Annotated in this window: 21 protein-coding genes; 6 read left to right on the plus strand and 15 right to left on the minus strand. The window is 72.3% G+C overall.

Features of this window, described 5'->3' with window-relative positions; genetic code table 11:
• Nucleotides 1–31: 31 nt before the first annotated feature.
• Both DDJ31_RS29890 and DDJ31_RS29895 read right to left on the minus strand, forming a co-directional pair.
• On the minus strand, nt 32–508 hold the full coding sequence (locus tag DDJ31_RS29890) for a roadblock/LC7 domain-containing protein (protein ID WP_093827715.1): 477 nt from the start codon (nt 506–508) through the stop codon (nt 32–34).
• Nucleotides 505–3,237 carry an ATP-binding protein gene (locus DDJ31_RS29895; protein WP_127177291.1) on the minus strand — a complete coding sequence of 911 codons (2,733 nt, stop codon included), beginning with the start codon at nt 3,235–3,237 and terminating at the stop codon, nt 505–507. Before DDJ31_RS29895 ends, DDJ31_RS29890 begins: the two co-directional genes overlap by 4 nt.
• Nucleotides 3,238–3,634: 397 nt before the next feature.
• Between DDJ31_RS29895 and DDJ31_RS29900 the strand changes: the two genes are divergently transcribed.
• Together DDJ31_RS29900 and DDJ31_RS29905 are read left to right on the plus strand one after the other, a co-directional pair.
• Nucleotides 3,635–4,558, plus strand: a complete 924-nt coding sequence (locus DDJ31_RS29900; protein ID WP_431029155.1) for an ABC transporter substrate-binding protein — start codon at nt 3,635–3,637, stop codon at nt 4,556–4,558.
• 66 nt (nt 4,559–4,624) lie between these two features.
• On the plus strand, nt 4,625–6,088 hold the full coding sequence (locus DDJ31_RS29905) for an aromatic amino acid ammonia-lyase (protein WP_240678386.1): 1,464 nt from the start codon (nt 4,625–4,627) through the stop codon (nt 6,086–6,088).
• 4 nt (nt 6,089–6,092) lie between these two features.
• Here the strand turns inward: DDJ31_RS29905 and DDJ31_RS29910 are convergent, their stop codons facing one another.
• From DDJ31_RS29910 to DDJ31_RS29945, 8 genes are all read right to left on the minus strand, one after another.
• Nucleotides 6,093–7,502: a glycoside hydrolase family 43 protein gene (locus tag DDJ31_RS29910; RefSeq protein ID WP_127177289.1), complete on the minus strand. Its 1,410-nt coding sequence runs from the start codon at nt 7,500–7,502 to the stop codon at nt 6,093–6,095.
• A 322-nt stretch (nt 7,503–7,824) separates the two neighbouring features.
• Nucleotides 7,825–8,436 carry a GTP-binding protein gene (locus DDJ31_RS29915; RefSeq protein WP_127177288.1) on the minus strand — a complete coding sequence of 204 codons (612 nt, stop codon included), beginning with the start codon at nt 8,434–8,436 and terminating at the stop codon, nt 7,825–7,827.
• On the minus strand, nt 8,423–8,779 hold the full coding sequence (locus DDJ31_RS29920; protein WP_127177287.1) for a DUF742 domain-containing protein: 357 nt from the start codon (nt 8,777–8,779) through the stop codon (nt 8,423–8,425). Before DDJ31_RS29920 ends, DDJ31_RS29915 begins: the two co-directional genes overlap by 14 nt.
• A gap of 1 nt (nt 8,780) precedes the next feature.
• Nucleotides 8,781–9,212, minus strand: coding sequence for a roadblock/LC7 domain-containing protein (locus DDJ31_RS29925; protein WP_127177286.1), 432 nt, complete (start codon nt 9,210–9,212; stop codon nt 8,781–8,783).
• Between the two features lie 14 nt (nt 9,213–9,226).
• Nucleotides 9,227–11,572, minus strand: coding sequence for a sensor histidine kinase (locus tag DDJ31_RS29930; RefSeq protein WP_127177285.1), 2,346 nt, complete (start codon nt 11,570–11,572; stop codon nt 9,227–9,229).
• Nucleotides 11,573–11,737: 165 nt separating this feature from the next.
• Nucleotides 11,738–12,748: a substrate-binding domain-containing protein gene (locus DDJ31_RS29935; RefSeq protein ID WP_127177284.1), complete on the minus strand. Its 1,011-nt coding sequence runs from the start codon at nt 12,746–12,748 to the stop codon at nt 11,738–11,740.
• Between the two features lie 203 nt (nt 12,749–12,951).
• A complete protein-coding gene (locus tag DDJ31_RS29940; RefSeq protein WP_127177283.1) occupies nt 12,952–13,758 on the minus strand; it encodes an SAM-dependent methyltransferase in 807 nt (268 codons plus the stop codon).
• A gap of 118 nt (nt 13,759–13,876) precedes the next feature.
• Nucleotides 13,877–14,332: a tellurite resistance TerB family protein gene (locus DDJ31_RS29945; protein ID WP_127177282.1), complete on the minus strand. Its 456-nt coding sequence runs from the start codon at nt 14,330–14,332 to the stop codon at nt 13,877–13,879.
• Nucleotides 14,333–14,554: 222 nt separating this feature from the next.
• Here DDJ31_RS29945 and DDJ31_RS29950 point away from each other — a divergent pair, with 222 nt between their 5' ends.
• Both DDJ31_RS29950 and mgtA read left to right on the plus strand, forming a co-directional pair.
• Nucleotides 14,555–14,902 (plus strand): ArsR/SmtB family transcription factor, encoded by a 348-nt coding sequence (locus DDJ31_RS29950; protein WP_127177281.1) that lies wholly within the window; start codon nt 14,555–14,557, stop codon nt 14,900–14,902.
• Nucleotides 14,892–17,465: a magnesium-translocating P-type ATPase gene (gene mgtA / locus DDJ31_RS29955; RefSeq protein ID WP_127177280.1), complete on the plus strand. Its 2,574-nt coding sequence runs from the start codon at nt 14,892–14,894 to the stop codon at nt 17,463–17,465. Before DDJ31_RS29950 ends, mgtA begins: the two co-directional genes overlap by 11 nt.
• Here mgtA and DDJ31_RS29960 read toward each other — a convergent pair.
• Nucleotides 17,456–18,982 (minus strand): LCP family protein, encoded by a 1,527-nt coding sequence (locus DDJ31_RS29960; protein WP_127177279.1) that lies wholly within the window; start codon nt 18,980–18,982, stop codon nt 17,456–17,458. The two genes, mgtA and DDJ31_RS29960, sit on opposite strands and share 10 nt — an antisense overlap.
• 72 nt (nt 18,983–19,054) lie before the next feature.
• On the opposite strand from DDJ31_RS29960, the gene tatA reads away from it, so the two are divergent.
• Nucleotides 19,055–19,285 (plus strand): Sec-independent protein translocase subunit TatA, encoded by a 231-nt coding sequence (gene tatA, locus DDJ31_RS29965; protein WP_127177278.1) that lies wholly within the window; start codon nt 19,055–19,057, stop codon nt 19,283–19,285.
• Nucleotides 19,286–19,350: 65 nt separating this feature from the next.
• Here tatA and DDJ31_RS29970 read toward each other — a convergent pair whose 3' ends face one another.
• Both DDJ31_RS29970 and DDJ31_RS29975 read right to left on the minus strand, forming a co-directional pair.
• Nucleotides 19,351–19,809, minus strand: a complete 459-nt coding sequence (locus tag DDJ31_RS29970) for a DUF6114 domain-containing protein (protein WP_127177277.1) — start codon at nt 19,807–19,809, stop codon at nt 19,351–19,353.
• Nucleotides 19,809–20,477, minus strand: a complete 669-nt coding sequence (locus DDJ31_RS29975; protein ID WP_127177276.1) for a DUF6230 family protein — start codon at nt 20,475–20,477, stop codon at nt 19,809–19,811. The genes DDJ31_RS29970 and DDJ31_RS29975 overlap by 1 nt, the downstream gene beginning before the upstream one ends.
• 683 nt (nt 20,478–21,160) lie before the next feature.
• On the opposite strand from DDJ31_RS29975, the gene DDJ31_RS29980 reads away from it, so the two are divergent.
• Nucleotides 21,161–21,808, plus strand: a complete 648-nt coding sequence (locus DDJ31_RS29980; RefSeq protein ID WP_127177275.1) for a Tat pathway signal sequence domain protein — start codon at nt 21,161–21,163, stop codon at nt 21,806–21,808.
• Between the two features lie 18 nt (nt 21,809–21,826).
• Here the strand turns inward: DDJ31_RS29980 and DDJ31_RS29985 are convergent, their stop codons facing one another.
• Nucleotides 21,827–22,771, minus strand: coding sequence for a lytic polysaccharide monooxygenase (locus tag DDJ31_RS29985; protein ID WP_127177274.1), 945 nt, complete (start codon nt 22,769–22,771; stop codon nt 21,827–21,829).
• Nucleotides 22,772–22,844: 73 nt separating this feature from the next.
• A complete protein-coding gene (locus DDJ31_RS29990) occupies nt 22,845–23,492 on the minus strand; it encodes a ScbR family autoregulator-binding transcription factor (RefSeq protein ID WP_127177273.1) in 648 nt (215 codons plus the stop codon).
• Between the last annotated feature and the right edge of the window lie 127 nt (nt 23,493–23,619).

Here is a 23,619-nt window from a genome sequence, read left to right on the forward strand (position 1 = left end):
CGTCTTCCTTTCCTGACCGGTGGGTGACCGGTCAGCCGGTCTGCGGGACGCCGACGTTGTTCTTCAGTTCGAGGACGAGCTGCGGGCTGAGCGCGGAGCCGGCCCGGTTGGCGAACAGCGTCATCTCGTAGGCGATGTTGCCGAGCTTGGCCTCCTTGTCGGCGACGACGCCGAGGACGGCGCCGCTGCCGATCGCGGAGACCAGGACGTGTCCGCCCTCCAGGTCGATGATGACCTTGTTCAGCCGGCCGAGGCCGTAGTTGCCCGAGGCGCCGGCGGCCAGGCTGGTGATGCCGGACACGATCGCGGCCAGCCGCTCGGAGTGCGCGCGTTCACGCAGCTCCGAGACGGCGATGAGCAGTCCGTCCGAGGAGACCGCGATGGCGTCGACGACGCCCGCGGTCTCGTTGGCGAACCGGTTGAGCAACCAGGTGAAGTCGGCTGCGGCGGCCTGGAGATCGGTCGGCGTGACGCCTCCCGTCGGAGTGTCACCTGTCGACGTACTCACTGCTCCGCTCCTTCCGGGAGGTCGTTCTGGTGGTGCTGGTCGGTGGTGCTGCGGGGGGTCACGGGCGGGGCCGCGCCCGCGCTGTCGCGGTTGGCGCGTTCCACGGCCGCCTCGAACTCGTCGAGGGCGTCACGGACGGCTTCCGCGTCGGCGGGTTTGGCGGCCTGCCGGGACGACAGCTGGTCGTCGTCGAGGGTGGTGCGGAGGGTGGCTCCGCGGACACGGCGGCGCAACGGGCGGGTGCCGTCGCCTGGCGGTGGTACGGACAGCGTCGGCTCCTCGGGCGTCGCCTCGGTGCGGGCCTTGGGGATGAACGGCGTCTCCTCGGACCGGGCGGGCGGCTGCGCGTCGTCGCGGCGAGGGACCCGGCGGGGGAGGGTGTCGGGCCACGGGTCGCCCGGCAGGCCGCGGTCCTGACCGGGCGAGGGGCGCGGTCCCGAGACGGCGGGGGCTGGCCTGCCGACGGCTCCGTCGTGGCCGCCCGGCCCGCCGTGGGCGGGGCGTTCGACGGCGGGCGGCTGGTATCCGCCGTGCCCGGCACCGGTGTCGCCGGCACCGGCGCGGTCGACGCCGTTGTACCCGGCGCCGCGGGAGCCGTACTCCTCGTGGCTGCTGTGGCTGCTGTGGCTGCCGTGGCCGGTGTGGCTGGTGTGCCCGTTGTGCCGGTCGGGCGCGGGCCCGGTGCCGTACTGCCCGGCGGAGCCGTGGCCGTTCCCGTGGCCGCGATCGGCGCCGGAGGCCAGGGCGCCGGTGGCGACCGGGCTCATCGTCAGCAGCAGGCTCGACGGCACGATGATCTCGGCGGTCACACCACCGCCCGGGGTGCGGGAGAGCGCGACGTCGACGTCCCAGCGGCGGGCCAGGGTGCCGACCACGAAGAGGCCGAGCACCTTCGTCGGCACCAGGTCGAGGCGCTCGCGGCGGATCAGCCGGGCGTTCTCCTCGGCGAGCCGCTCGGCGCTCATGCCCAGGCCGTGGTCGGCGACGACGATGGAGGCGCCGTCCTCGTTGTTGCGCACGGCGACCTCGACGGGGCTGCCGGCCGGCGAGAACGCCACGGCGTTCTCCAGGAGTTCGGCCACCATCAGGGTGAGGTCACCGATGATGTCCGGCTCCACCATGGCCTCGGTGCGGGCCTGCAACTGCACCCGCTGGAAGCCCTCGATCTGGCCGAGCGCGGCCCGCACGACGTTCGTCAGCTCGGTCGGCCCCGAGTCGAGGACGGTCTCGCGGATGCCGGCCAGCAGCATCAGGGAGTCCGCGTTGCGCCGCAGCCGGACCGCGATGTGGTCGATGGAGTAGAGGCGTTCGAGCAGCGCGGGGTCCGTCTCGCCGCGCTCCACGGCGTCGATCAGCGCGAGTTGACGCGTCGTCAGGTTGCTGACGCGGCGGCCGACGTTGCCGAACATCTCGGCGGTGTTGCGGCGGCTGAGGACCTGACGCTCCAGCAGGGCGATGGCGGTCGTCTGCACCCGGTTGAAGACCTCGGCGAGTTCACCGATCTCGTCGTCGGCGGTGAACGGCATCTCCCGCAGCTTGGGCGGGCTGTCGTCGCCGGTGTCGTCGTCGGCGACCCGGGCCAGTTCCCGTCCGGCCACCTCGGCGACCTCCTGGGCGGCGCCGGTCAGGGCCATCACCGGGCGGACCACCGAGCGGCGCACCACCACGGAGAACGCGATCCACGCGGCGAACCCGATCAGACCGATGCTGAGCAGCAGGCCGGCGCGGAGGCTGGCCTCGCTCGACGCCTCCTCGGCGCGGTCGGCGATCTGGCCGATCAGGGCGGCGGTGATCTTCAGCCGGGTCTCGGACTGCTTGCGGTACTCCGGGTAGGAGGAGAGCGCCTCCGAGAGGGCCCGGCTGATCTGGGCCGGGGTCTGCGCCTGCAACCCGCTCGGGTCGAGCTGGAGTTCGGCGTAGTGCTGGACGATCGTGGCCTGCGCCGCGTTGTGCTCGATCTCGTTGAGCCGGTCGGTCTGCTCCTCGGAGGCGAACCGCGCGAACCGCTCCGCCTGGTGGGTGAACAACTCGTAGGCGCCGACCGCGTTGTTGAACTCGATGAGCGCGTTGGTGTCACCGGTGCGCGCCGAGAACACGCTGGTCTCGAAGGAGCTGTGGGCGGCGTCGGCGCGCAGCAGCGAGTCGAGCAGGTTGCCGGTGAAGGTGTCGGCGAGGGCCTTGTTGCGGTCGAGGCCGAGGCCGTCGATCAGGCCCTTGGCGGCGTTGGTGTACGCCGGGTCGATGTTGTCGGCGGGCAGATAGCCCTGCTCGATCGTCTCGCGCAGGCTGGTGAGGCCGTTGACCTCGCGCAGCGCCTGCGCCTCGGTGGCCGGAAGGTTGTCGCCGAAGGTGTCCCGCACCTTCTCGACCTGCTGGTCGACGGCGCTCTGGGCGGCCCGGTAGCCGGTCAGCGAGGGCTTGGCGCCGGCGCCGACGGCCTCGTGGCGCACGGAGAGCAGGATCGCCTGCTGGTGCTCGGCCTCCACCCGGTCCACCAGGGTGGCGACCTGGGCGCTGTCGCGCACCGTGCGGGCCGCCTCCGAGGCGTCGTTCGACTGGCTGACCTGGTCGACGACCAGATAGGCCAGCAGGACGGCGACCACCGCGAGCGGGATGCCGACGAGCAGGTTGAGCTTGCGCCTGAACGGCCACCGGTCGGCGATGCCCCGCAGGCCGGCCTTGGGAGGCGGGGCCTGTCGCGGGGTCGCGTCCACCTCGTTCGTGGACACCGGGCCTCCTTCGTGGGGGATCTCGTCGCGCGCGACGGTGCGCGTGACTGATTCTGATCGATACCTGATCGAGGAATGCGGTGGGGGAGGAAACGGAAGAGTCCCCCGCACACAGCTGTGGCCGACGCCAACTGCGGTGAGACTACCGCCTCCTGGAACGATCAAGGGCGTCGCCCTACGTCAAGAATCCGTTACAAAGCGCCTTCGGTTCCGCCCGGGTATGTTCGCCTTTCCTTCACAAACGGCAACTCATTGAGACCACTTGGTGACCAGGAGCCCCTTGACTCGGTAAGAACTGGCTGGATTGGATCAGTATGCAGAGCTTGCTTCCGCCCAATCCCCACAGTCCGGAACGGGAATCGTGACTTCCAACTCCCCTCGCAGCACGTCCTTCAAGATGAACCCCGCGGTCGCCGTCGCGCTCGCCGCGACGACGGCCCTGCTGGCGGGATGTTCCTCCTCGTCCGACGACGGCAAGTCCGACCCGCTCAACGAGGGCAAGTCGGACGGCAAGACCGTGGTCGTCGGCTCCAACAACTTCGCCGAGAGCATCCTGATCGCCGACATCTACGGCGAAGCTCTCAAGGCCAAGGGCGTCAAGGTCACCTACAAGCCGAACATCGGCAGCCGTGAGACCACCTACGGCCTGCTGAAGAACGGCTCGATCACCGTGCTGCCCGAGTACAACGGCGCGCTGCTCGCCTACCTCGACGCCAAGGCGGCGCCGAAGACGGTCGAGGCCACCACCGCCGCCATCGAGGCCAAGCTGGACTCCAAGCTGACGCTGCTCGACCCGGCGTCGGCGCAGGACAAGGACTCCGTCACCGTCAACGCGGCCACCGCCGCGAAGTACAACCTGACGTCCGAGTCCACCATCGCGGACCTCAAGAACGTCGCGAAGGACCTGGTCATCGGCGGCTCGCCGGAGTTCCAGACCCGCCAGCAGGGCCTGGTCGGCCTGAAGTCGGTGTACGGCATCGAGTTCAAGTCCTTCAAGGCGCTCGACGCGGGCGGCCCGCTCACCCAGGCGGCGCTGAAGAAGAACACCGTGCAGGCCGCGGACATCTTCACCACCGACCCGGCGATCGAGAAGGAGAAGTTCGTCGTCCTCCAGGACTCGGAGAACCTCTTCGGCTTCGCCAACGTCCAGCCGCTCGTCTACAAGGGCGGTCTGCCGCAGAACGCCGTCGACGCGCTCAACGCCGTCTCCGCCAAGCTCGACACCAAGACCCTGCTCAGCCTGGACACCCAGGTGCAGGCCGACAACAAGGACCCGCTCGACGTCGCCAAGACCTGGCTGAAGTCGGTCGGACTGGTCTGACGGGCCCAGTTGAACGGAACTGACGGCATCGGCGGCGCCGACGCCACCGCAGACGGACCGACGCGGGTGCCCCCGGCACCCGGGGGCACCCGCGTCGCCCGCGTCCCGCTCGACGGGACGACGCTCGACCTCACCACCCTGGCCCGGATGGCCGACGGCACCGCGAGCCCCGAACCCGCCCCCGAGGCCCTCGAACGGGCCCGCCGCTCCTGGCGCACCGCCGAACGGCTCGCCGCCGCGGGCCGCCTCTACGGACGCGGCACCGGCGTCGGCGCCCACCGCTCGGTACCGGTCGACCCCGCCGACGAGGCCGGACACGGCCTGCGCCTGCTGCGCAGCCACGCGGGCGGCGCGGGCGCCCTGCTCCCGGCCCGCGAGATACGCGCGATGCTCGCCGTCCGCGCCAACCAGCTCCTCGCCGGCGGCTCCGGCATCCACCCCTCCTTCGTCACCGCCCTCACCGAGGCCCTGCGCCTGGGCGTGCACCCCGCGGTCAACGAGTACGGCGGCGTCGGCACCGGCGACCTCACCGCGCTCGCCCAGACCGGCCTCACCCTGATCGGCGAACGCCCCTGGCTCGGCGAACCCGGGAACGGACTGCCCGCCCCCGTCACCCTCGGGCCGGGCGACGCGCTCGCCCTGCTGAGCAGCAACGCCCTCGCCCTCGGACAGGCCGCGCTCGCCGCGCACACCCTGGACACCCTGCTGCGCGCCACCCATGTCGTCGCCGCGCTCTCCCTGGCCGCCGTCTCCGGCTCCCTCGAGGCGTACGCGGCCCCGGTGCACGCCCTGCGCCCCTACCAGGGCGCGGCCCACGCGGCGGCCGAGATACGGCGGCTGCTCGCCGACGCGGCGCCCCGGAGCCGTCGCATCCAGGACCCGTACGGCTTCCGGGCCTTCCCGCAGGTGCACGGCTGCGCCCTGGAGGCGGCGTGGTCACTGCGCCGGATCGTCGAGGTGGAGATCAACTGCCCCTCGGAGAACCCCCTCATGGACCCGGAGGCGGGCACCGCGCACCACCACGGCGGGTTCTTCGCGGCGCCCCTCGGGCTCGCCCTCGACGGACTGAACCTCGCCGTTCTCCAGACCGCGCAGCTCTCCGCCGCCCGGCTGATCGCGCTCGGCCGCTCCGAACTCACCGGTCTGAACGCCTTCCTGACCGGGGGACCGGCGAGCAGCTCGGGCACGATGATCCTGGAGTACACCGCCCACTCGGCCCTCGCCGAGCTGCGCGCGAGCACCGCGCCCGCCTCGGCCGGGCACGCCGTCCTCTCGCACGGTCTGGAGGAGGCGGCCAGCTTCGCCGGGCAGGCCGCCCGGCAGGCGCTGCGTGCGGCCGACGCCTACGCCACCGTCCTCGCCTGCGAACTGGTCAGCGCCGCGCGGGCGTTGCGGATGCGTCCGGTACCGGTCGAGCTGCCGGCGCTCACCGTGGTCGCCGCGGTGCTGCCGCACGGCACCGACGACCGCCCGCTCACGGCGGACGTGACCACCGCGAGCGAGCTGCTGCCGGTGCTGGCCGCCCTGTGAGCGGTCAGTACCCGACGGAGAAGGTCGCGTCCTGCTGCTCGGTGGCGGTGGAGACCGGGTCGATCCGCAGCACGTAATCGGAGTGCCGGATGTACCGGGTCGGGTTGTTGTACGAACGGAACGACGCCCAGGCGGAGTCGGCGAGACCGGCGGTGCGCCGGAAGGTGGCGTCGGCGGCGAACACCGAGGTGCCGTCGTTGACGTCGAGCCGCAGCGCGTAGTCGTAGTGCCGCAGGTACCTGGTCGGGTAGTTGACGGACTGGAAGGAGACGCCGGTGCTGTCGGCGAGGCCCGGCACCAGCTTCCACTGCGAGTCCGGGTACGGGTCGAAGGCGTACGGGTCGATGCGGGCCGTGTAGTCGGAGTGCCGCACGTAACGGGCCGGGTAGTTGTAGGACTTGAGCCGGTTCCAGGCCGGGGTGCCCCACTTGGCGATCAGGTTGGTGTACTCGGCCGAGGTGATCGGATGGATCGTGAGGTGCTTGGAGTTGAGCGGCTGGGTGTAGGTCCGCTGGTCGAGCGCGGTCCAGGTGCCGGCCGCGAGTGAGCTGGTCTGCCAGGCGTAGAAGACGCCGTTCGGCGACCAGGTGTCACCCCAGAGGTACCAGACGCCGTTTGCGGCGAGGGACTTGACCAGGGTCGGCGCCTCGGTGCCGCCGTGGGCGACGGCGGTGCTGAACTCGGTGAAGCTGCCCGGTTCGAGGGAGCTGGAGCGGGCGCCGACCAGCGTCGAGTTCTTCTTGAAGTAGAGGTAGTTGACGCCGCCCACCCCGACCGCGAGGTCGCCGTCGATGACGTCGTACCCAGGGTCGAAGAAGACCTGCGGGGCGCTCGCGGTGGCGAAGTCGGTGGTGTAGTTGACCATGATCACGTTGTGGCCGCTTGAGTTGACGGCCGAGTAGATCACGCCGTACTGCCGCCGGCCCGCGTCCCAGTACGCCTCGGGCGCCCAGCTGTGGGTGTTCATGTCGTGCAGCCTCATCCGCCGGTAGCCGGTGAAGGTGCGCAGGTCGGCCGAGTCCCAGACGTGGATGTACTGGCTGACGTAGCTCCAGTCGGTGCCCTTGAGGTCGGTGGCGAGGACCACGAAGGTGCCGTCCTGCTTGCGCAGGATGAACGGGTCGCGCAGTCCGAGCGAGCCCGCCGTGGGGGTGGCGACCGGGGCGTTCTGGTTGAGCGGGGTCCACTGGAGCCCGTCGGTGCTGACGGCCAGGTGCAGGCCGTAGTCGGCGGCGAGCATGTCGGGCGACTCGGTGAAGTAGCCCATCACATAGGCCGCGTCGGCCGCGTGCGCGGTCCCGGCACCGAGCGCGAGGGCGCCGGTGGCGGCGAGCGGCACGGTGGCGGCCAGACCGAGGAAGGAGCGGCGGGACGGGCGGGAGCCGGGCGGGGGACCGGGGAGGGGGCCTGTCATCATTCTTCTCCAAGGGGTGCACGCGCGGGTGCGTGAGGAAGGAAGGGAGGACGGAGGGGGAAACAGGTCGGATCGGCCGAACCGGGAACTGCCGAAATACCGAACAGAGTTCGGTGGACCGGTCAGAAAGTAGGAGCGCGACGCGTACACGTCAATCAGTGGAACGGTCTTGGCCGATTCTGACCGCCCGAGGAAACGCCCCCGGCGCCGCCGCCCTATCGCCCCCTCGGCCCCCCCTGCCCCCTGGCCCTTGGCCCTTGGCCCCCGGCCCCTAAGCCCCTCCGCCCCTCCCGCCCCTCCGCCTCCCGGCGCCCCCGGCGGCTCACTGCGCGGGGCGCGCGAGCCGTCCCGTCCCGTTCGCCCGGAGCGCCTTGGTGATCAACTGGTCGATCAGCGCGATCAGCACGTCACGGCACGACTCCCGGTCCCGGGCGTCGCACAGCATCACCTGGACGTGCTCGGGCAGCGCCAGCGCCTCGCGGATCTCGGCGGGCGGGTAGGGATGCGCGCCGTGGAAGCCGTTGACGCCCACCACGAACGGGATGCCCCGGCGCTCGAAGAAGTCGATGGCGGCGAAGCTGGACTCCGGGCGCCGCACATCGATCAGGACGACCGCACCGAGCGCGCCGACGGCGAGGTCGTTCCACATGAACCAGAACCGCTGCTGTCCCGGCGTGCCGAACAGGTACAGCACCAGCTCCCGGCTCACGGTGATCCGGCCGAAGTCGAGCGCCACCGTGGTGGCACGTTTCTCCTCGATGCCCTCCAGGTCGTCCACGCCCAGGCCCGCCGTGGTCAGCGGCTCCTCGGTGCGCAGCGGCGCGATCTCGCTGACCGAGCCGACCATCGTGGTCTTGCCGACGCCGAAGCCTCCGGCGATCAGGATCTTGACCGTGTCCGGCGCGGTCGGTGCGGCGATCTCAGAGCCGGCCAAGGCCGTCCCTCACTTTCTGCAACAGGTCCAGATCCGGGGTGCGGGAGACGGGGTGCGGCGGACGTGCGGTGATCCGGCCGGCCTCCAGCAGATCGCAGAGCATGATCACGACCACGCTCACCGGCAGGTCGAGCAGCGCGGCCAGCTCGGCCACCGCGATCGGCTCGGCGCACCGGCGCAGGATGCGCTGCTGCTCGGGCTGCGGGCGGGCGGCCCACGCGGGCGGCGGGTCGACCGCGGTCACCGTCGTGATCAGCGTGAAGTCGGCACGGCTCGGCCTGGTCCGTCCGCCGGTCAGGGCGAAGGGCCGCACCAGGCGGCCCGCCGTGTCACCGCCGTTCACCTCACGCGCCGGGCTCGGCGGCGGGTCCGGCGCCCGCCCGCGGCGCCGCGCTCAGATGCTCGCCGATCTTCTTCACCAGCATGTTCATCTGGTACGCCACCACGCCGACGTCGGCGCCCTGGCTGGTGAGCACCACCAGATGGGCGCCGGGTCCCGCCGACGCCAGGATCAGATAGCTGTGCGCCATCTCGATCAGCGCCTGGCGCACCGGACCACCGCGGAAGTCCATGCTGACGCCCTTGCTCAGGCTCATCAGACCGGACGCGGTCGCCGCGAGCCGCTCGGCGTCGTCGCGCAGGAAGCCGGTCGACTTGGAGACGACCAGGCCGTCCTCGGAGAGCACGACGGCGTGGTTGACCTCGGCGACCCGGTCCACGAGGCCGGTCAGCAGCTGGTCGAGCTGGGTGTGCGTGGCGGGTATGGGGCGTGTCATGGCGGTGTCCTTCGTCAGCGATCGGCGGGCGGAGTCGAGGTCACGGGGGTGCCCGCGGGTGTCACCGGGGTGCCCGGCTCCGGTTCGGTGTCCTCGTCGCGGGCCTGGAAGGTGCCGCGCTGGAACCCGCCGAGCGAGGCGGCGGCCCGCTCCGCGGTGAACTCCTCGGTGGAAGTGCCCTGGTGGGCGGGGGCCTCCTCGCGCAGCTCGGCGGCGAGGCTGGTCTGCGGCACCCGGCGCGGCAGCCGCGGCGGTGCCCCGCCCGCGGGCGGGGCGGGCGGTACGAGCGCGCCGCGGGCGGGCGAGGGAGCGGGGGCGGGGGAGGGAGCGGGCGAGGGAGCGGGGGTGGCGGGCGCCGGTTGCGGCGCGGGCGCGGTGCCGGCGTCCGCCGTGCTGCCCCGCTCCGGTCCTGGCCCCGCCTCGGCGGGCGGTTCGGGGGCCTCCCGGACGACGATGTCGTGCGGGAGCAGCACGATCGCCGACGTCCCGCCGAACGGCGAGGGCCGCAGCGTGACGGCGATCCCGTGCCGGGTGGCGAGCTGCGCGACGACGAACATGCCGAGCCGCAGGTCGTCGGCGAGCGCCACCACGTCGAACTGCGGTGCCACCGCCAACTGGGCGTTCATGGAGGCGTAGTCCTCCTCGGACATGCCGAGCCCGCGGTCCTCGATCTCGATCGCGAGCCCCTTGGCGACGGTCGCCGCCCGCACCCCGACCGGGCTGGGGGCCGGCGAGTACGCCGTCGCGTTGTCGATCAGCTCGGCCAGCAGGTGGATCACGTCGGCCACCGCGGGCGGTGCCAGGGACACGTCCTCGTCGGTGTGCACCTCCACCCGCTGGTACTGGGCGACCTCGCCGACCGCGCCGCGCAGGATGTCCACCAGCGCGACCGGCTCCCGCCAGCTGCGCCGCGGCTGCTCACCGCTGATGATGACCAGGTTCTCCTCGTAGCGGCGCAACTGGCTGGCGGTGGAGTCGAGTTCGTACAGGCCCTTGAGGACGTCCGGGTCGGTGTGCTGGCGCTCCAGGGTGTCGAGCTTGGTGAGCTGGAGGTTGACCAGGTTCTGGCTCTGCCGGGCGATCCCGAGGATGATCTTCTGGAATCCGCGCCGGGTGTCGGCGAGTTCGACGGCGGTGTGCACGGCCGTGCGCTGCGCCTTGTTGAACGCCCGCGCCACCTGCCCGAGTTCGTCGCCGCCGTAGTCGAGGGGCGGGGTCGCGAGGTCGACGTCGACGGTCTCGCCCCGGTCGAGGCGGGCCACCACGTCGGGCAGCCGCTCCTCGGCGAGGCTCAGGGTGGCCTCCCGCAGACCGGTGAGGCGCCGGGACAGCGAGCGGGTGATCCGCCAGGACATGCCCACGCAGACCAGCAGCGCGACCAGGCCGCCCGCGCTCAGCGAGGCCGCGGTCAGCAGCAGGCCGCGCGCGTTGTCGGCGCTGCGGTCGAGGAGCCCGGATGTCTGCCGCTGGATCAGCCGCCCGTACTGGTCGGCGACCTTCTCCAGGGCGGCCCGCCACTCCTTCTGCCGGTCGGGCAGCGCGACCTTGTCGCCGCCGGCGGGCCGGGCCGCGAGCACCTGGTCCTCGATGGCGTTGAGGCTCTGCCACTCGGGGCTCTGCAGGATCTTCTCGGTCTCGGTCTTCGCGCTGCCGCGCAGCGACGGCACGATCTGGTCCTTCACCAGCCAGCGCCGGGTGTCCACCACCTGGGTGAAGGCGGACCAGGCCTTGGAGTCGAGGTGCCCTGACGGCCACGCCAGGGTGAGCCGCGCGTCCTCCTGGGAGACCAGTTCGGCCGCGTGTTCGAGGGCGACCAGCGGGCCCGCCTGCGAGGTGAGGTCGCCGTCGTCGACCTGGGACAGCTCCTGGAAGGCGTGGATCTGGTCGTCGATGATCGAGCCGTACTGGTCGAGGGCCTGCGCGGCGGTGATGTCCGTGGGGTCGTCCACCTGGCCGCGGTAGTACTCCAGGCTGCCCACCGAGCCGAGCACCGAGTACAGCCGGTCCGAGATGCGCGCGGGCGCCTTCTGGATCGCGTCGGACTGGCGCACCAGCTTGGCGACGGCCCGGTCGGTGATCGCGCGCTGCTTGTCGAGTTCGGCCCGGTTCCCCTTGGGGTCGGTCAGCCAGATCGCGGAGAAGCTGCGTTCGCGTTGCAGCGCGAGGGTCGCCTCGGTGCCCATGGCGCCGGTCGACCGGCTCAACTCGGTCTGGCTGCGCAGCCGGAGCCCCTCGGTGAACATCTGCGTGGTGGTGACACCCCACATGGCGGCGAGGGTGACGCTGGGCACCAGGGCCAGAAGGATCAGCGAGAGACGTATGGAGCCGAGACGGCGCCGGGCACCTGTCCGTGGAGACATCGTGGTCCTAGGCGATCTGCGAGGCGGGGAAGGGAGGGTGGGCTGTCGGGGACGGGCGGGGAGTGCGGGCGGTGGAGGTGCGGGGGACGCTCAGGATGCTATCCGTACGGGTGTGCCGGAAGGGCGCACGCGCGCGAACCGTCCCCGGCACGGCGGGCCCGCCGGTCAGCGGGTGCCGCCGGCCGCGTAACCGGCGACGGCCGCCGCGTTGGACTTCGTCACGAACGCCGGGCCGGTGAGCACCGGGGGGACACCGCCGCCGCTGACATTGCCGTTGGTCCGGTAGAGCCAGAGCGCGTCGACCGCCAGATAGCCCTGGAGATAGGGCTGTTGGTCCACGGCGAACTGCACGTCGCCGCCGCGCACGGCCTTGACCAGGTCGTCGTTGAGGTCGAAGGTCGCGACATGGGCCCTGCTGCCCGCCGCCTTCACGGACTTGACCGCGGTCAGCGCGAACTGGGCCCCGTTGGCGACGACTTCGTCGATGGTGGGGTCCTGGCGCAGCTTGGCGGTGACGGCGGCGGCCACCGACTTCTGGTCGGTTCCCTCGACATAGAGCATCTCGGTCTGCCCGGCGAACGTCTTCTTGACGCCCGCGCAGCGGGCCTCCAGGGCGACGTTGCCGCGCTCGTGGATCACACAGAGCGCGTGCTTGGCCTGGAGGGAGTCGAGTTTGTCGCCGACGGCGCGCCCGGCGACGCTCTCGTCCTGGCCGAAGTACTCGAGGAGCCCGGAGGGACGCCAGGCGTCGATACCGGAGTTGAGGCCGACCACCGGGATGTCGGCGGCCTTCGCCTGCGCGACCGGGATCTTCATCGCCTGCGGTTTGGCGAGGGTGAGCGCGATGCCGTCGACCTTGTCGCGGACGGCGTCCCGCACCAGTTCGGCCTGCCCGGTCGGGTCGGGGTCGCTGGTGTACGTCAGGTCGATGCCGTCCTTGGCGGCCGCGTCCTGCGCGCCCCTCTTCACCCGGTCCCAGAAGGCGTCGCCCTTGCCGCCGTGGGTGACCATGGCGATCCGGAGCTTGCCGGTGCCCGCGCGGCCCGCGGCGTCCTCGCCCGCGTCCGGGCCGTCACCGCCCGAGGAGCAGCCCGCCGCGAAGAGGCAGGCGACCACGGCCAGCGCCACGGCGGGCACGGGTCTGCGGGGTCGGGCGGAGGGGGGTGGAGTCTTCATGAGGGTGCGGCACCTCGCTGTGCGGCCGAACAGGAGAACGGCGAGAAGGCGCCCCCCGAGTGGCCGACCGACGGTACGCCGAACGGGTGACTCTCGCTGGGCCGGAGCCAATCGCGTGTGACCACCGGTCGTCAAGTGACCGGCCACATGCCGTGAGTTGTTGCTCCCGCATCGTAATGATCTCCCGCAGCCGCTGAAGGCCCCTACGGCTTGCGCGCCACCGCCCCGTACATGGCGATGTCCTCGTCCCTGACGGCCGTCCCCGAGCCGGGCTCCGGATGCCACCTGTGGACCTGGACGATGCCCGGCGGTAGCAGGTCGAGGCCCGTGAAGAACTCCGCGGTCTCGGCCCGCGTGCGCAACCGCATCGGCATCCCGCGGTCCGCGTACGCGGCGGCCACCCGCCCCACCTCGACGGGCGCGAAGTCGGCCGTGCCCACGGACATGGCCAGGTAGCTGCCGGAGGGCAGCGGTTCGAGGAGCCGGCGTACGGCGCCGACCGCGTCGTCCTCGTCGAGCAGGAAGTGCACGATCGCGACGACGGTGAGGGCGACCGGAGCGCCGAGGTCGAGGGTCTCCAGGAGCGCGGGGGAGCCGAGCACGGCCGCGGGGTCGCGCAGATCCGCCTCGACGTAGGCGGTCAGGCCCGCGGGGGAGCCGTTCAGGAGCCCCTGGGAGAGGGAGCGGACCAGCGGGTCGTTGTCGACGTACACGACCCGGGACTCCGGGGCCTCGGCCTGGGCGATCTCGTGACTGTTCGGCGAGGTCGGCAGCCCGCTGCCGATGTCGAGGAACTGGCGGACCCCCGCCTGGCGGGCCAGCCGGCGCACCGCCCGGTTCAGCCAGTCGCGGTTGGCCCGCATGTGGACGGGGAGCGCGGGCCACTCCCGGCACATCGCGTCGCCCGCCTCCCGGTCCGGCGGGTAGTGGTCGGTGCCGCCCAGGAGGTAGTCGTAGATCCGCGCCGCGTGCGCGGTGCCGGTGTCGACACGGCCGCTGTCGCCGGGCACGCCCGCCCCTCCCCTTCGGCTGTTCGGTCAGCCGAAACAGTAGCCAACTCGCGCGCGCGGCAAACCACTTGGGACGGAGTCCGGCCCCCGGGGGGCGAGGGCCGGACGATCGTGGGACCTAGAGGTCGAACTCGTGGGGGGCGAGGTCGAGCGTGAAGCACGCCTCGCGGACCACGGCGCGCTCGGTCGGGTCGAAGTCGCCGTCGGCGCCGCCGATGACGATGCCGATCTGGATGACCGCGCGGGCCTCGGCGGGCTTCTTCTTGGCCTTGGCGATCTCCTGGAGGACGCTGACCTTCCCGAAGTCGAAGTCGGCGGTCAGCTTGTCGAGGTTCTGCTCGAAGCGGCGGCGCAGGTCGTCGGCCGGGAAGTTCTGGAGGACCTCGTTGCCCGCGATGAGCTGGGCGACGCGGCGGCGCTCACTGGGGTCGATGGTGCCGTCGGCGGCGGCCACCAGGGCGCACATGGCCATGCTCGCGTCGCGGAAGGCGCCGCTCTTGAGGTCGTTCTTCTTCGCGACGAGCTGGGTCTGCATCGTCGAGGCGGATTCCTTGATGCGGTCCCACAGGGCCATGCGGTTCTCCTGGTGTTCGGATCGGCGGCCGGTGCGCCTCGCGCCCGGCCGTCTGAGGACGCCGTCTGAATTTCTACAGCACTGTAGAAACTACCGGAGGTGCCCGAAGGTTCCGGCCCCGCCGATCTTCTTCCGGCCACCTAGACTGGTCCGGTCCCCCGGCCCCGACCCGGGCCCGACGACCCGCAGTGACGACGACAAGAGCGAGGAAGGCGAACGACGGTGGCGACAGCCGGCAGTGGCTTCGAGGACCCCTCCGCCGACGTGCTCGACCAGGCCGCCGCGGCCTTCGGGATGCTCGCCTCACCGGCCCGCCTGCACATCGTCTGGGCCCTCGCCCAGGGCGAGAGCGACGTCACCGGCCTCGCCGACCGGGTCGGCGGCGCGCTGCCCGCCGTCAGCCAGCACCTCACCAAGCTGAAACTCGCGGGCCTGGTCCGCGCCCGCCGCGAGGGCCGCCGCCAGGTCTACTTCGTGGACGACCCCGACATCGTCGACGTGGTGCGGCTGATGGTCGGCCGCCTCACCGACCGAGCCGAACTCCCGGCCCCCCGCATCCGTGGCCTCTGACACCGCGCCCCCGGCCCCCTCCGACCCGGCCTTCTCAGGCCCCGCCCCCGCCGACGGCACCGCCCTCCAGGTGCTGCGCCGCCTGGACAGCGGGCCGCGCGGACTGACCGAGACCGAGGCCGCCGCCCGCCTCACCGCGACCGGCGAGAACACCGTCCCGGGCGCCCGCACCCCGTCCTGGCCGCGCCGCTGCCTGCGCGGCGTGCGCGACCCCTTCACCGCCGTCCTCCTCTGCCTCGCCCTGGTCTCCGCCGCCGTCGCCTCCTGGGGCACCGCGAGTGTGATCCTCTCCCTGGTCGCCGTCAGCTGTGTGCTGCGCGCCACCGGCGAACACCGCGCCGACCGCTCCATCGCCGCCCTGCGCGGCCTGGTCAGCGGCACCGCCACCGTGCTGCGCCGGTCCGAGGGCGGCACCGAGCGGGCCCGCGAGGTGCCCGTCGCCGAACTCGTCCCCGGCGACGTGATCCGGCTCGGACCGGGCGACCTCGTCCCCGCCGACGTACGGCTGCTGCGCTCGCGCGGGCTCACCGTGCACCAGGCCGCCCTCACCGGCGAGTCCGCGCCGGTGCCCAAGGCCGCGGCCGACGTGCCCGACGGGTCCCGCGGGTCCGAGGCGGGCGCCTTCGGGCAGGCCCACCTCTGCTTCCAGGGCAGCGGCGTCGCCACCGGCAGCGCCACCGCCGTCGTCGTCGCGACCGGCGCGAGAACCCGGTTCGCCGCCGCCCACCGGTTCGGCGCACCGCGCGGCGGCAGCGCCTTCGACCGCTCCGTGCACGGCATCTCCTGGGTCCTGATCCGCTTCATGCTGCTCACCCCGCCACTGGTCCTCATGGCCAACGCGGCCCTCCGCGGCCGGGGCCTCGAAACCCTGCCGTTCGCGGTCGCCGTCGCCGTCGGACTCACCCCCGAGATGCTCCCGGTGATCGTCACCACCTGCCTCGCGCGCGGCGCCACCCTGCTCGCCGGGCGCCACGACGTGATCGTCAAACGGCTGCCCGCCCTGCACGACCTGGGCGCGGTCGACGTGCTCTGCGTCGACAAGACCGGCACCCTCACCCAGGACCGCCCGGTCGTCGCCCGCGCCCTCGACACGGCGGGCCACGACGACCCCGACGTGCTGCGCTGGGCCGCCGTCCACACCTGGTGGACCCTCCAGCTCGCCGAACTGCCCGCCCCCGACGCCCTCGACGAAGCCCTCCTGGACGCGGCGGACGCGGCCGGCGCGGAGTACGAGGATCACGACGGGCTCACCGCCGACCCGTGCGGACCCGACCGCAGGCTCGCCGCCGTCGTGCTGCGCGGACCCGGACTCGGCGTCCACACCGTGCTCGTCAAGGGCGCCGTCGAGGACGTCCTGGAGCGCTGCGACGCGAGCCCGGCGGAACGGCGGCGGCTGCTGGCGCTCGCCGCCCGCGAGGCCGCGGCCGGGTCACGGGTGCTCGCCCTCGCGACCGCCGAACGCCCCGCCCGCGACCGGCCGCGCGGCGACGAACGCGGCCTCGCCCTGCGCGGCCTGGTCACCTTCCACGACGCGCCCGCCCCGAGCGCGGCCGAGGCGCTGCGCACCCTCACCGGCCTCGGCGTCACCGTGCACGTCCTGACCGGCGACCACCCGGCGACCGCCGCCCGCGCCTGCCGCGACCTCGGCCTCGAACCCGCCGCGGTACGCCTCGCCTCCGACGGCGACGTCCCGGGCGACGGGCCCACCGTCGTCGCCCGCTGCACCCCCGAGGACAAGGCGCGGATCGTCGCGGGACTGCGGAGCGCGGGCCACACCGTCGGCTTCCTCGGGGACGGCGTCAACGACGTGGCCGCGCTGCGCGCCGCCGACGTCGGGATCGTGCCGAGGGACGCGGTCGGCGTGGCCCGCGAGGCCGGCGACGTCGTGCTCGGCGACAAGGACCTCACCGCGATCGGGCACGCGGTCGTCGCCGGACGCCACAGCAGCGGCAACATCGCCTCCTACCTGCGGGTCACCCTCTCCTCCAACCTCGGCAACGTCCTCGCGATGCTCGCCGCGGGACTGCTGCTGCCGTTCCTGCCGATGCTCCCGGCGCAGGTCCTGGTCCAGAACCTCTGCTTCGACGGCGCCCAGCTCGCCTTCGCCCTCGACCGGCCCGCGCCGTCCGTGCTGCGCCGCCCGACCGGGCTGCGGCCCCGCGCGTTCCTGCGGTTCATCACCGTCTTCGGCGTGCTCAACGCCGTCGCCGACCTCGCCACCTTCGCGGTCCTCGCCATCGCCCTGCACGGACCCGACGCGCTCGACGACGAGTCCGTCTTCCACTCGGCCTGGTTCACCGAGAACCTGCTCACCCAGGCCCTGGTGATGGTCCTGCTGCGCACCGGGCGCGGCATCGCGGAGAAGCGCGGTCCGGGACCGGTCGGCCGGGCCGCCGCCGTGCTGGCCCTGATCGGCCTGCTGCTGCCGCCGACCCCGCTCGGCACCGCGCTGCACATGACGCGGCTGCCGGTCCCCTTCCATCTGCTGCTCGGCGCCGTCCTCGGCCTGTACGCCCTCGCGCTTGTCGCCGCCCGCGCCCGCTACGAGCGCCGTCACCCGTAACTGAGGTCGGAGCAGGGGTCGTCGTCCGCGGACCTGGCCTCGTCGGACACTCCGCTGGGCACCGCCGACGGGGCGGCCGTGGCCGGGGCGGCGGTCGCGAAGGTCTGCCCGAGGACGACGTTGACGACCGCGCCGCCGATCTCCCGGAGTTCGGCGCCGGGGAAGAGCTGGGCGACCTTCCGGGCGCGGTTCTGAAGGCCGGGGCCGTACTGGATCACCGTCGTCGCGTGGTCCTGGCTGGTCGCGGTGGCGGTGCCGGTGACCGTGAACCCGGCGGCGGTCAGCTCGTCCGCCGCCCGCGCCGCGAGCCCGGAGACGGCGGTGCCGTTGTAGACGGTGACGGAGACCCCTGAGCCGTCGACGGCGCTCGGGGACGGCGTCGCCGTCGCGCCCTTGCCCTTCCCGCCCGAGGTCCCTCCGCTGGCGTCCTTGCCGTCGATCGTGCGGTCCGCCTTGAGGGCCGCCCACAGCGCGTCGGCGTCCGGCTCCACGACCGCGACCCGTGAACCCTCGTACCGCCAGGGCACGGTGACGAACTTGGTGTTGTGCAGGTCGATGTCCTTCAGCGACATCACGAACGAGATCAGCTTGTCGGCGGAGCCGAGCCCCGAGTCGACGGTGAGCGAAGCGGTCGCCGCGTCGGCCAGCGGCAGCAGCTTGGTCGGGGTCAGTCCGTCGCTCTTGACCTTCTTCAACAGGCTCGCCACGAAAGCCTGTTGGCGTTTGATGCGGCCGATGTCGGAGCCGTCGCCGATGCCGTGCCTGATCCGCACGTAGTCCAGCGCCCGTTCCCCCGAGACGCTCTGCTCGCCCTGCTCGAACAGGAGCTTGCCGCGCGTCGCCCGGTTGGGGTTGAGGTCCTTCTGGTAGATGTCCTGCGGCAGGCACACCTTCACCCCGCCCACCACCTCCGTCAGCCGCGCGAACCCCTTGAAGTCGACGACGACCGTGTGGTCGACCCGCATCCCGGTCAGCTCCTCGACGGTGTTCTGGGTGCACGCCGGGTTGCCCTTGGCGGTCTGGCCGACCGAATAGGCCGCGTTGAACATGGTGTTGGCCTGCGTCGTGGTCCAACTGCCGTCAGGGAGCTTGCACGGCGGGATGGTGACCAGGGTGTCGCGGGGGATGGAGACGGCCAGCGCGTGCCGGTGGTCGGCGTATATGTGGAGCAGGAACGCGGTGTCGGAGCGGCCGATGTCGCTCTTGTCGCCGCCGCCCAGTGCGGAGTTGCCGCCGGTGCGCGCGTCGGAGCCGATGACGAGGACGTTCTCGCCCTTGGAGGAGGCCGCGTCGGGGCGGTCGTCGGAGAGGCCGTCGGAGTCGAAGGTGCTGATGTTGCCGTTCAGCTTCAGATAGAGCCAGCCCGCCCCGGCCGCCACCAGGACCAGCACCGCGAGGCAGACGACGAGGACGGTCCGCAGCCGCCCGCCCCCTCGCCTGCGCCGGCGGTCCCGGGCCGGAGGCCGGTCGCCGCGGTGGCGCGGACGTGCTGTCGTACGGCTGCTCGTCACAGTCATCGGCGCCTCTGCGTCCTTCCCCATGGTTGTACAGTTGCGCAATATAGCAACCGTGGAAGAGGGAGGTGCGCCATGCTCCGCAACGGCCTGGAGCCCTGGCATCTGCTGATCGTCGCGATCGTGGTGATCGTGCTGTTCGGCTCGAAGAGACTGCCCGACACCGCGCGGGCGCTCGGCAAGTCGATGCGCATCCTCAAGAGCGAGGCGAAGGCGATGAAGGACGACGGTCCCGAGGACGAGCGGGCCGCCGCGCGCCCGGTCGTCGAGCCGACCCGGGTGCGCCCGGGATCCCCGGCCCCCTGAAGTGCCCCTGGACACACCGGCCGTGGGCCGACCCCGTGGACGGACGGGTCGGCCCGGCGGTGGGTCTAGGGACGCGCGGCCCGCGTCACGTCGGTGGCGGTGTTCCCGTCGTGCTGCTTCCTCCGCTCGGCCCTGCGCCTGCGCCTGCTGACCCGCGGCTCCTGGTCGGGCAGCCAGCCGAAGGCCAGGCAACTGCCCACCAGGCCGAGCAGCAGGCCGACGAAGAAGCCGCCCAGGTTCGAGGTGACCCAGGTGCCCAGCGTGGCCAGCGCGCCGAGGATCGAGTAGAACAGCCGCTGGCCCGGACTGAAGAGGGTCAGCAGCCCGCACAGCATCATCACGGCGGGCAGCAGATAGCCGGCCAGGCCCTGCATGCCGATGTGCATGACGACCTTCAGGGAGGCCTTCTCGGTGAGCAGGATCTCCGCGCCGCCCAGGGTGAGCAACAGCCCGCCCCAGAAAGGCCGTACGGCCCGCCACTGCCTGAAGGCGGACCGTATGCCCTGCTTGGAGGTGCCTGACATCAGCAACCCGAGCCGCTGAAGCTGAGCTTCAGGCCCGGCAGCTTGAACACGCCTGCCGTGGTGGCGTAGTTGGTCTGGCGCAGATTGGCGATCCGCACGGTGTCCGCCTGCTGGCTGAAGACGCCGATCGGGCCCTTCACGCCGGCCTTGGTGAGCGTGCTCGCGTCGTTGCCGATCTCGATGTTGTTGAACGACGCGTCGCCCGACAGCTCGGTGGAGTCGGTGGTGAGATCGCTCGCCTCGACCTTGTGCGCACCGCTGCCCGCCTTGATCAGCAGGTTGGTGCCGCCGAGGTCCACGCTCTGGCAGAGCTTGGTCAGCGTGGCGTTCTTGATCGCGGAGGTGATGACCAGTACCTGGCCGCCGGTGTCGCCCGCGTTCGGGCTGCCGTCGGCCATGTTGTCGAGGCCGCCGAACTGCTCGAAGCCGGTGCCCTTCAGCTCGGTCGCGGTGACCGTGAACGGCATGCCGGAGATCGCGAACTGCACGCCGAGCGCGCCCTGCGCGGTCATGATGGCGAGCCCCGCGGCGATCGCGGTGGCCGGTACGGCCATCACCGCCGCGCGGCGCAGCCGGACCCGTCCGCCTCTCGCGGACTCGGTGACGGAACCGCTCTCGGGGTTCTCGGGGTTCTCGGCGGACGAGGTGACGTCCGAGGACGAGGCCATTTCTGCTCCCATGTGCATAGTCAGTGCGGGTTGGGCATCAGCGGCGCGTTGTCCTGGCGCGGACAGCGGCTGCGCAGCACGCCTCCTCATGCCTCCCGGTGGACGCGAGGGCGATCTCGTACTCCGCAGTAGCCTTCGAGGAAGTTACCGGGGGTTACATTTAGGGGTCAAGAGAGTTGTGGAAAAAGGGTGTTGATTGTGTTTCGGGCATGCGACGCGACCGTGTCGGTGCTTCCCGAAAGCCCCAGGTGACGGAGCAACTGGCGCTCTGACCCTTGACGTTGACAGACCATCAGGTCTACAACTTCCTCTGGCTCATCCCGGATCCGTGGCGCCGGATCCCGTCACGCGGCACCTGTCCGCGTCTCCCGGACCTCGCTGTCCAGTACGGGCGTTGAACCGCCCCGAGTCCCACCCTCACCGACGGCCCGCACGGGCGCTTCCCCTTCGGTCCGTGCCGGCCGCCAGTCCCGCCCGGCCCGGCCGCTGGCCCCTTCCACGGGTCCGCGACCGGTGCACCGGCCGGTCGTCGTTGCCGGTCCGTCACGTACGGAGAAGGCGTGACGGGCCGGCAACGGCGGACGCCGATCCGCGTCCCCCCGCACTGGCGCTCCCTCACACCGTTCGGCCCAGCACCGTCCATCACCCTCAGTTGCACCCCTTCCGGAAAGAGGCATGCCCGCATGCGCACTCGCACCCTGCTCACCCTCGTCGGAACCGTCGCCGCGCTGGCCGTCCCGCTGGCCGCCACCCCCGCCTCGGCGGCGGGCAACGTCCTCACCACCGGCTCGGCCGGCGGCACCGCCGTCGCCGTCGGAGACACCCTGACCGCGCCCCTGGCCAGCGGCACCAGCGCCACCCTCTACTCCAGCGCGACCGGCACCAGCGGTGTGAAGTGCACGTCGTCGACGTTCACCGCGACCGTCAGCTCCAACCCGGCCGCGCCCGGCACCGCCACCGAGTCGGTCACCGGCCACACCTTCGCCAACTGCACCAGCAACGTCGTCGGCGTCACCGGCGTCAACAGCATCACCGTCGACAACCTGCCGTACACCACCGCCGTGACCTCCGCCGGAGGTCTCACGGTGAGCCCGGCGAGCGGCTCCGTCATCCAGACCACGGTCAAGCTCAACACCCTGCTGGGCACCATCACCTGCGTCTACCAGGCGCCCAGCCTGACCGGCACGTCGAGCAACACCGACAACAGCATCAACTTCACCAACCAGGCGTTCACCAAGACGTCCGGCTCGTCGCTCTGCTTCAGCAGCGGCTACTTCACCGCCAAGTACGCCCCGGTGAAGGACAACGGCGCCACCGTCTACGTCAACTGACCTGCCGTAGGCAAGGGTTCAGCGCCGACGCAGGCGCAGGGCCAGGGCGGCGCCGCCGGTGAGCACCAGCACCGCCGCGGCGCCGCCCGCCAGCAGCGGCGCCGACGGGCCCGACCCGGAGGCGACGGCGACCGGCGTGGTCCTCGGCTGCGCGGCGGCGCTCCCGGGCGCCGCCGCCTCCGGGGACGGCCCGGCCGCCGCGCTCCGCCGCGGCGACGGGGACACCGACGGTGCGTGCGACGTCGAAGTCGCCCCGGACGCCGACGACTTGGCGGGTGCCGTGCTCGCCGGCCGGCGCGCGGCCGGAGTTCCCGCGCCGCTCTTGGCCGCGGCCGTCGGGAACACCACGTCCGAGCACGAGTAATAGGTGTCCGGGGTGCTGGAGTTCCGCCAGATCGTGAACAGCACGTGATGGCCGCCGCAGTCGGCCGGCAGGGTCGCGCCGATCCGGTACGCGCCCCCGGTCAGCGGCGGGTCGGTGACCGAGGCGAACGGCCGCGTCGGCAGGTCGGACCAGGTGAGCGGCTTCGTCGGGTCGTAGCCCTGCCGGGTCAGATACAGCTCGAACGTGCCGGTGTGCCGGATCGTCGAGGCGTACCTCATCGTCATCCGCGCCCCCGGGACGAGCCGGGTCGTCGGCCAGTCCGGGCGGGCCAGGTCGAGCCCCCGGTACGCGGGCAGGCCGCCGCTGCACAGCTTGCCGTCCGGGATCGTCTGCCGGTCCCGGCCGCCGACGTTCGCCACCCGGAGGTTGTCCCACGCCGTGAAGGGCCCGCCGTTCGCCGCGACGGCCGCCCGGCACGCGGCCGTTGACGTCGAGGCACCCTCCGGGGAGCAGGCGTGGACCCGGGCGTCCGGATCGACGGGGGCGCCGTGCGCCCGCGCGGGGCCCGCCGCCCACAGCAGCAGCGGAGCGGTGAGGGCGGCTGCCAGGGCGGTGCGGTGTGCGGTCATCCGGGGCATCCGGAACGTCTCCTCGGCCGGCGCGGAACGGGGTGCTTCGAGGAGTACGGAGCGCGGCCCCGGCGCGTTCACCTCACGTCCCGGGCCGGTCCAGGCCGTTCGTGATGCGGGAGCCGCGGTCGGCCGCCGTGTCTATCCGGGGGAGCAGTCCGGGTACCGCGATGCTCGGCAGCACATGGGACCACAACACCGAGATGCGGTGGGCCAGATCGGCCCGGTCGGTCAGCGCCCTGGACATCAACTGGATGCCGGCGAGCGAGCCCACCAGCATCTCCACCGTCTCCCTCGGGTTCACCGACGGCAGCAACTCGCCCTGCTCGCGCGCCTGCCGCAGCAGCCACAGCAGATGGTCGGCCCACCGCCTGAACAGCCCCGCGTGATCCACGCTCTGCGGCGCGCACTGGTCGACGGCCAGCCGCACCCCGCCCTTGAGCAGCGGGTCGTCGAGCAGCCTGCGGGCCAGCACGAAGGTGACGTCGACCATCTCCTGGAGCTTGCACGGCCGGGCGGGCACCGCCTCCAGCGGCGGCCGTTCGGCCAGCACCGCACGGGCCAGGGACTCCTTGGACGGGAAGTGGAAGTACAGGGCGCCCTTGGTGACATCGGCACGCTCCAGCACCATCGCGATCGTGGTGGAGGAGTACCCGTGCTCGTCGAAGACGGCCCCCGCCGCCTCCAGGATCGTCCTGCGCGTCCTGATGCCGCGCTGCTGTCTCGCCATGACCGCACCTCCGCCGCTCCCGGCCGGCCGGCGCCCCGGGCGTGCGCAGAACCGGTCGCACGTCGCAGTGGGCCGTCTGCGTCTCATTGAAAACCAACCGGTCGCCTCGTACTCTAGCGCTCATCGG

Source organism: Streptomyces griseoviridis (assembly GCF_005222485.1).
GTDB lineage: Bacteria > Actinomycetota > Actinomycetes > Streptomycetales > Streptomycetaceae > Streptomyces > Streptomyces hintoniae.

Excerpts from the sequence above, each read along its gene's own strand:
- DDJ31_RS29900 (WP_431029155.1), top strand. The coding sequence starts at position 3,635 with ATGAACCCCGCGGTCGCCGTCGCGCTCGCCGCGACGACGGCCCTGCTG.
- DDJ31_RS29910 (WP_127177289.1), bottom strand. The coding sequence starts at position 7,502 with ATGACAGGCCCCCTCCCCGGTCCCCCGCCCGGCTCCCGCCCGTCCCGC.
- DDJ31_RS29925 (WP_127177286.1), bottom strand. The coding sequence starts at position 9,212 with ATGACACGCCCCATACCCGCCACGCACACCCAGCTCGACCAGCTGCTG.
- DDJ31_RS29930 (WP_127177285.1), bottom strand. The coding sequence starts at position 11,572 with ATGTCTCCACGGACAGGTGCCCGGCGCCGTCTCGGCTCCATACGTCTC.
- DDJ31_RS29935 (WP_127177284.1), bottom strand. The coding sequence starts at position 12,748 with ATGAAGACTCCACCCCCCTCCGCCCGACCCCGCAGACCCGTGCCCGCC.
- DDJ31_RS29945 (WP_127177282.1), bottom strand. The coding sequence starts at position 14,332 with ATGGCCCTGTGGGACCGCATCAAGGAATCCGCCTCGACGATGCAGACC.
- DDJ31_RS29960 (WP_127177279.1), bottom strand. The coding sequence starts at position 18,982 with ATGACTGTGACGAGCAGCCGTACGACAGCACGTCCGCGCCACCGCGGC.
- tatA (WP_127177278.1), top strand. The coding sequence starts at position 19,055 with ATGCTCCGCAACGGCCTGGAGCCCTGGCATCTGCTGATCGTCGCGATC.
- DDJ31_RS29970 (WP_127177277.1), bottom strand. The coding sequence starts at position 19,809 with ATGTCAGGCACCTCCAAGCAGGGCATACGGTCCGCCTTCAGGCAGTGG.
- DDJ31_RS29975 (WP_127177276.1), bottom strand. The coding sequence starts at position 20,477 with ATGGCCTCGTCCTCGGACGTCACCTCGTCCGCCGAGAACCCCGAGAAC.
- DDJ31_RS29980 (WP_127177275.1), top strand. The coding sequence starts at position 21,161 with ATGCGCACTCGCACCCTGCTCACCCTCGTCGGAACCGTCGCCGCGCTG.
- DDJ31_RS29985 (WP_127177274.1), bottom strand. The coding sequence starts at position 22,771 with ATGCCCCGGATGACCGCACACCGCACCGCCCTGGCAGCCGCCCTCACC.
- DDJ31_RS29990 (WP_127177273.1), bottom strand. The coding sequence starts at position 23,492 with ATGGCGAGACAGCAGCGCGGCATCAGGACGCGCAGGACGATCCTGGAG.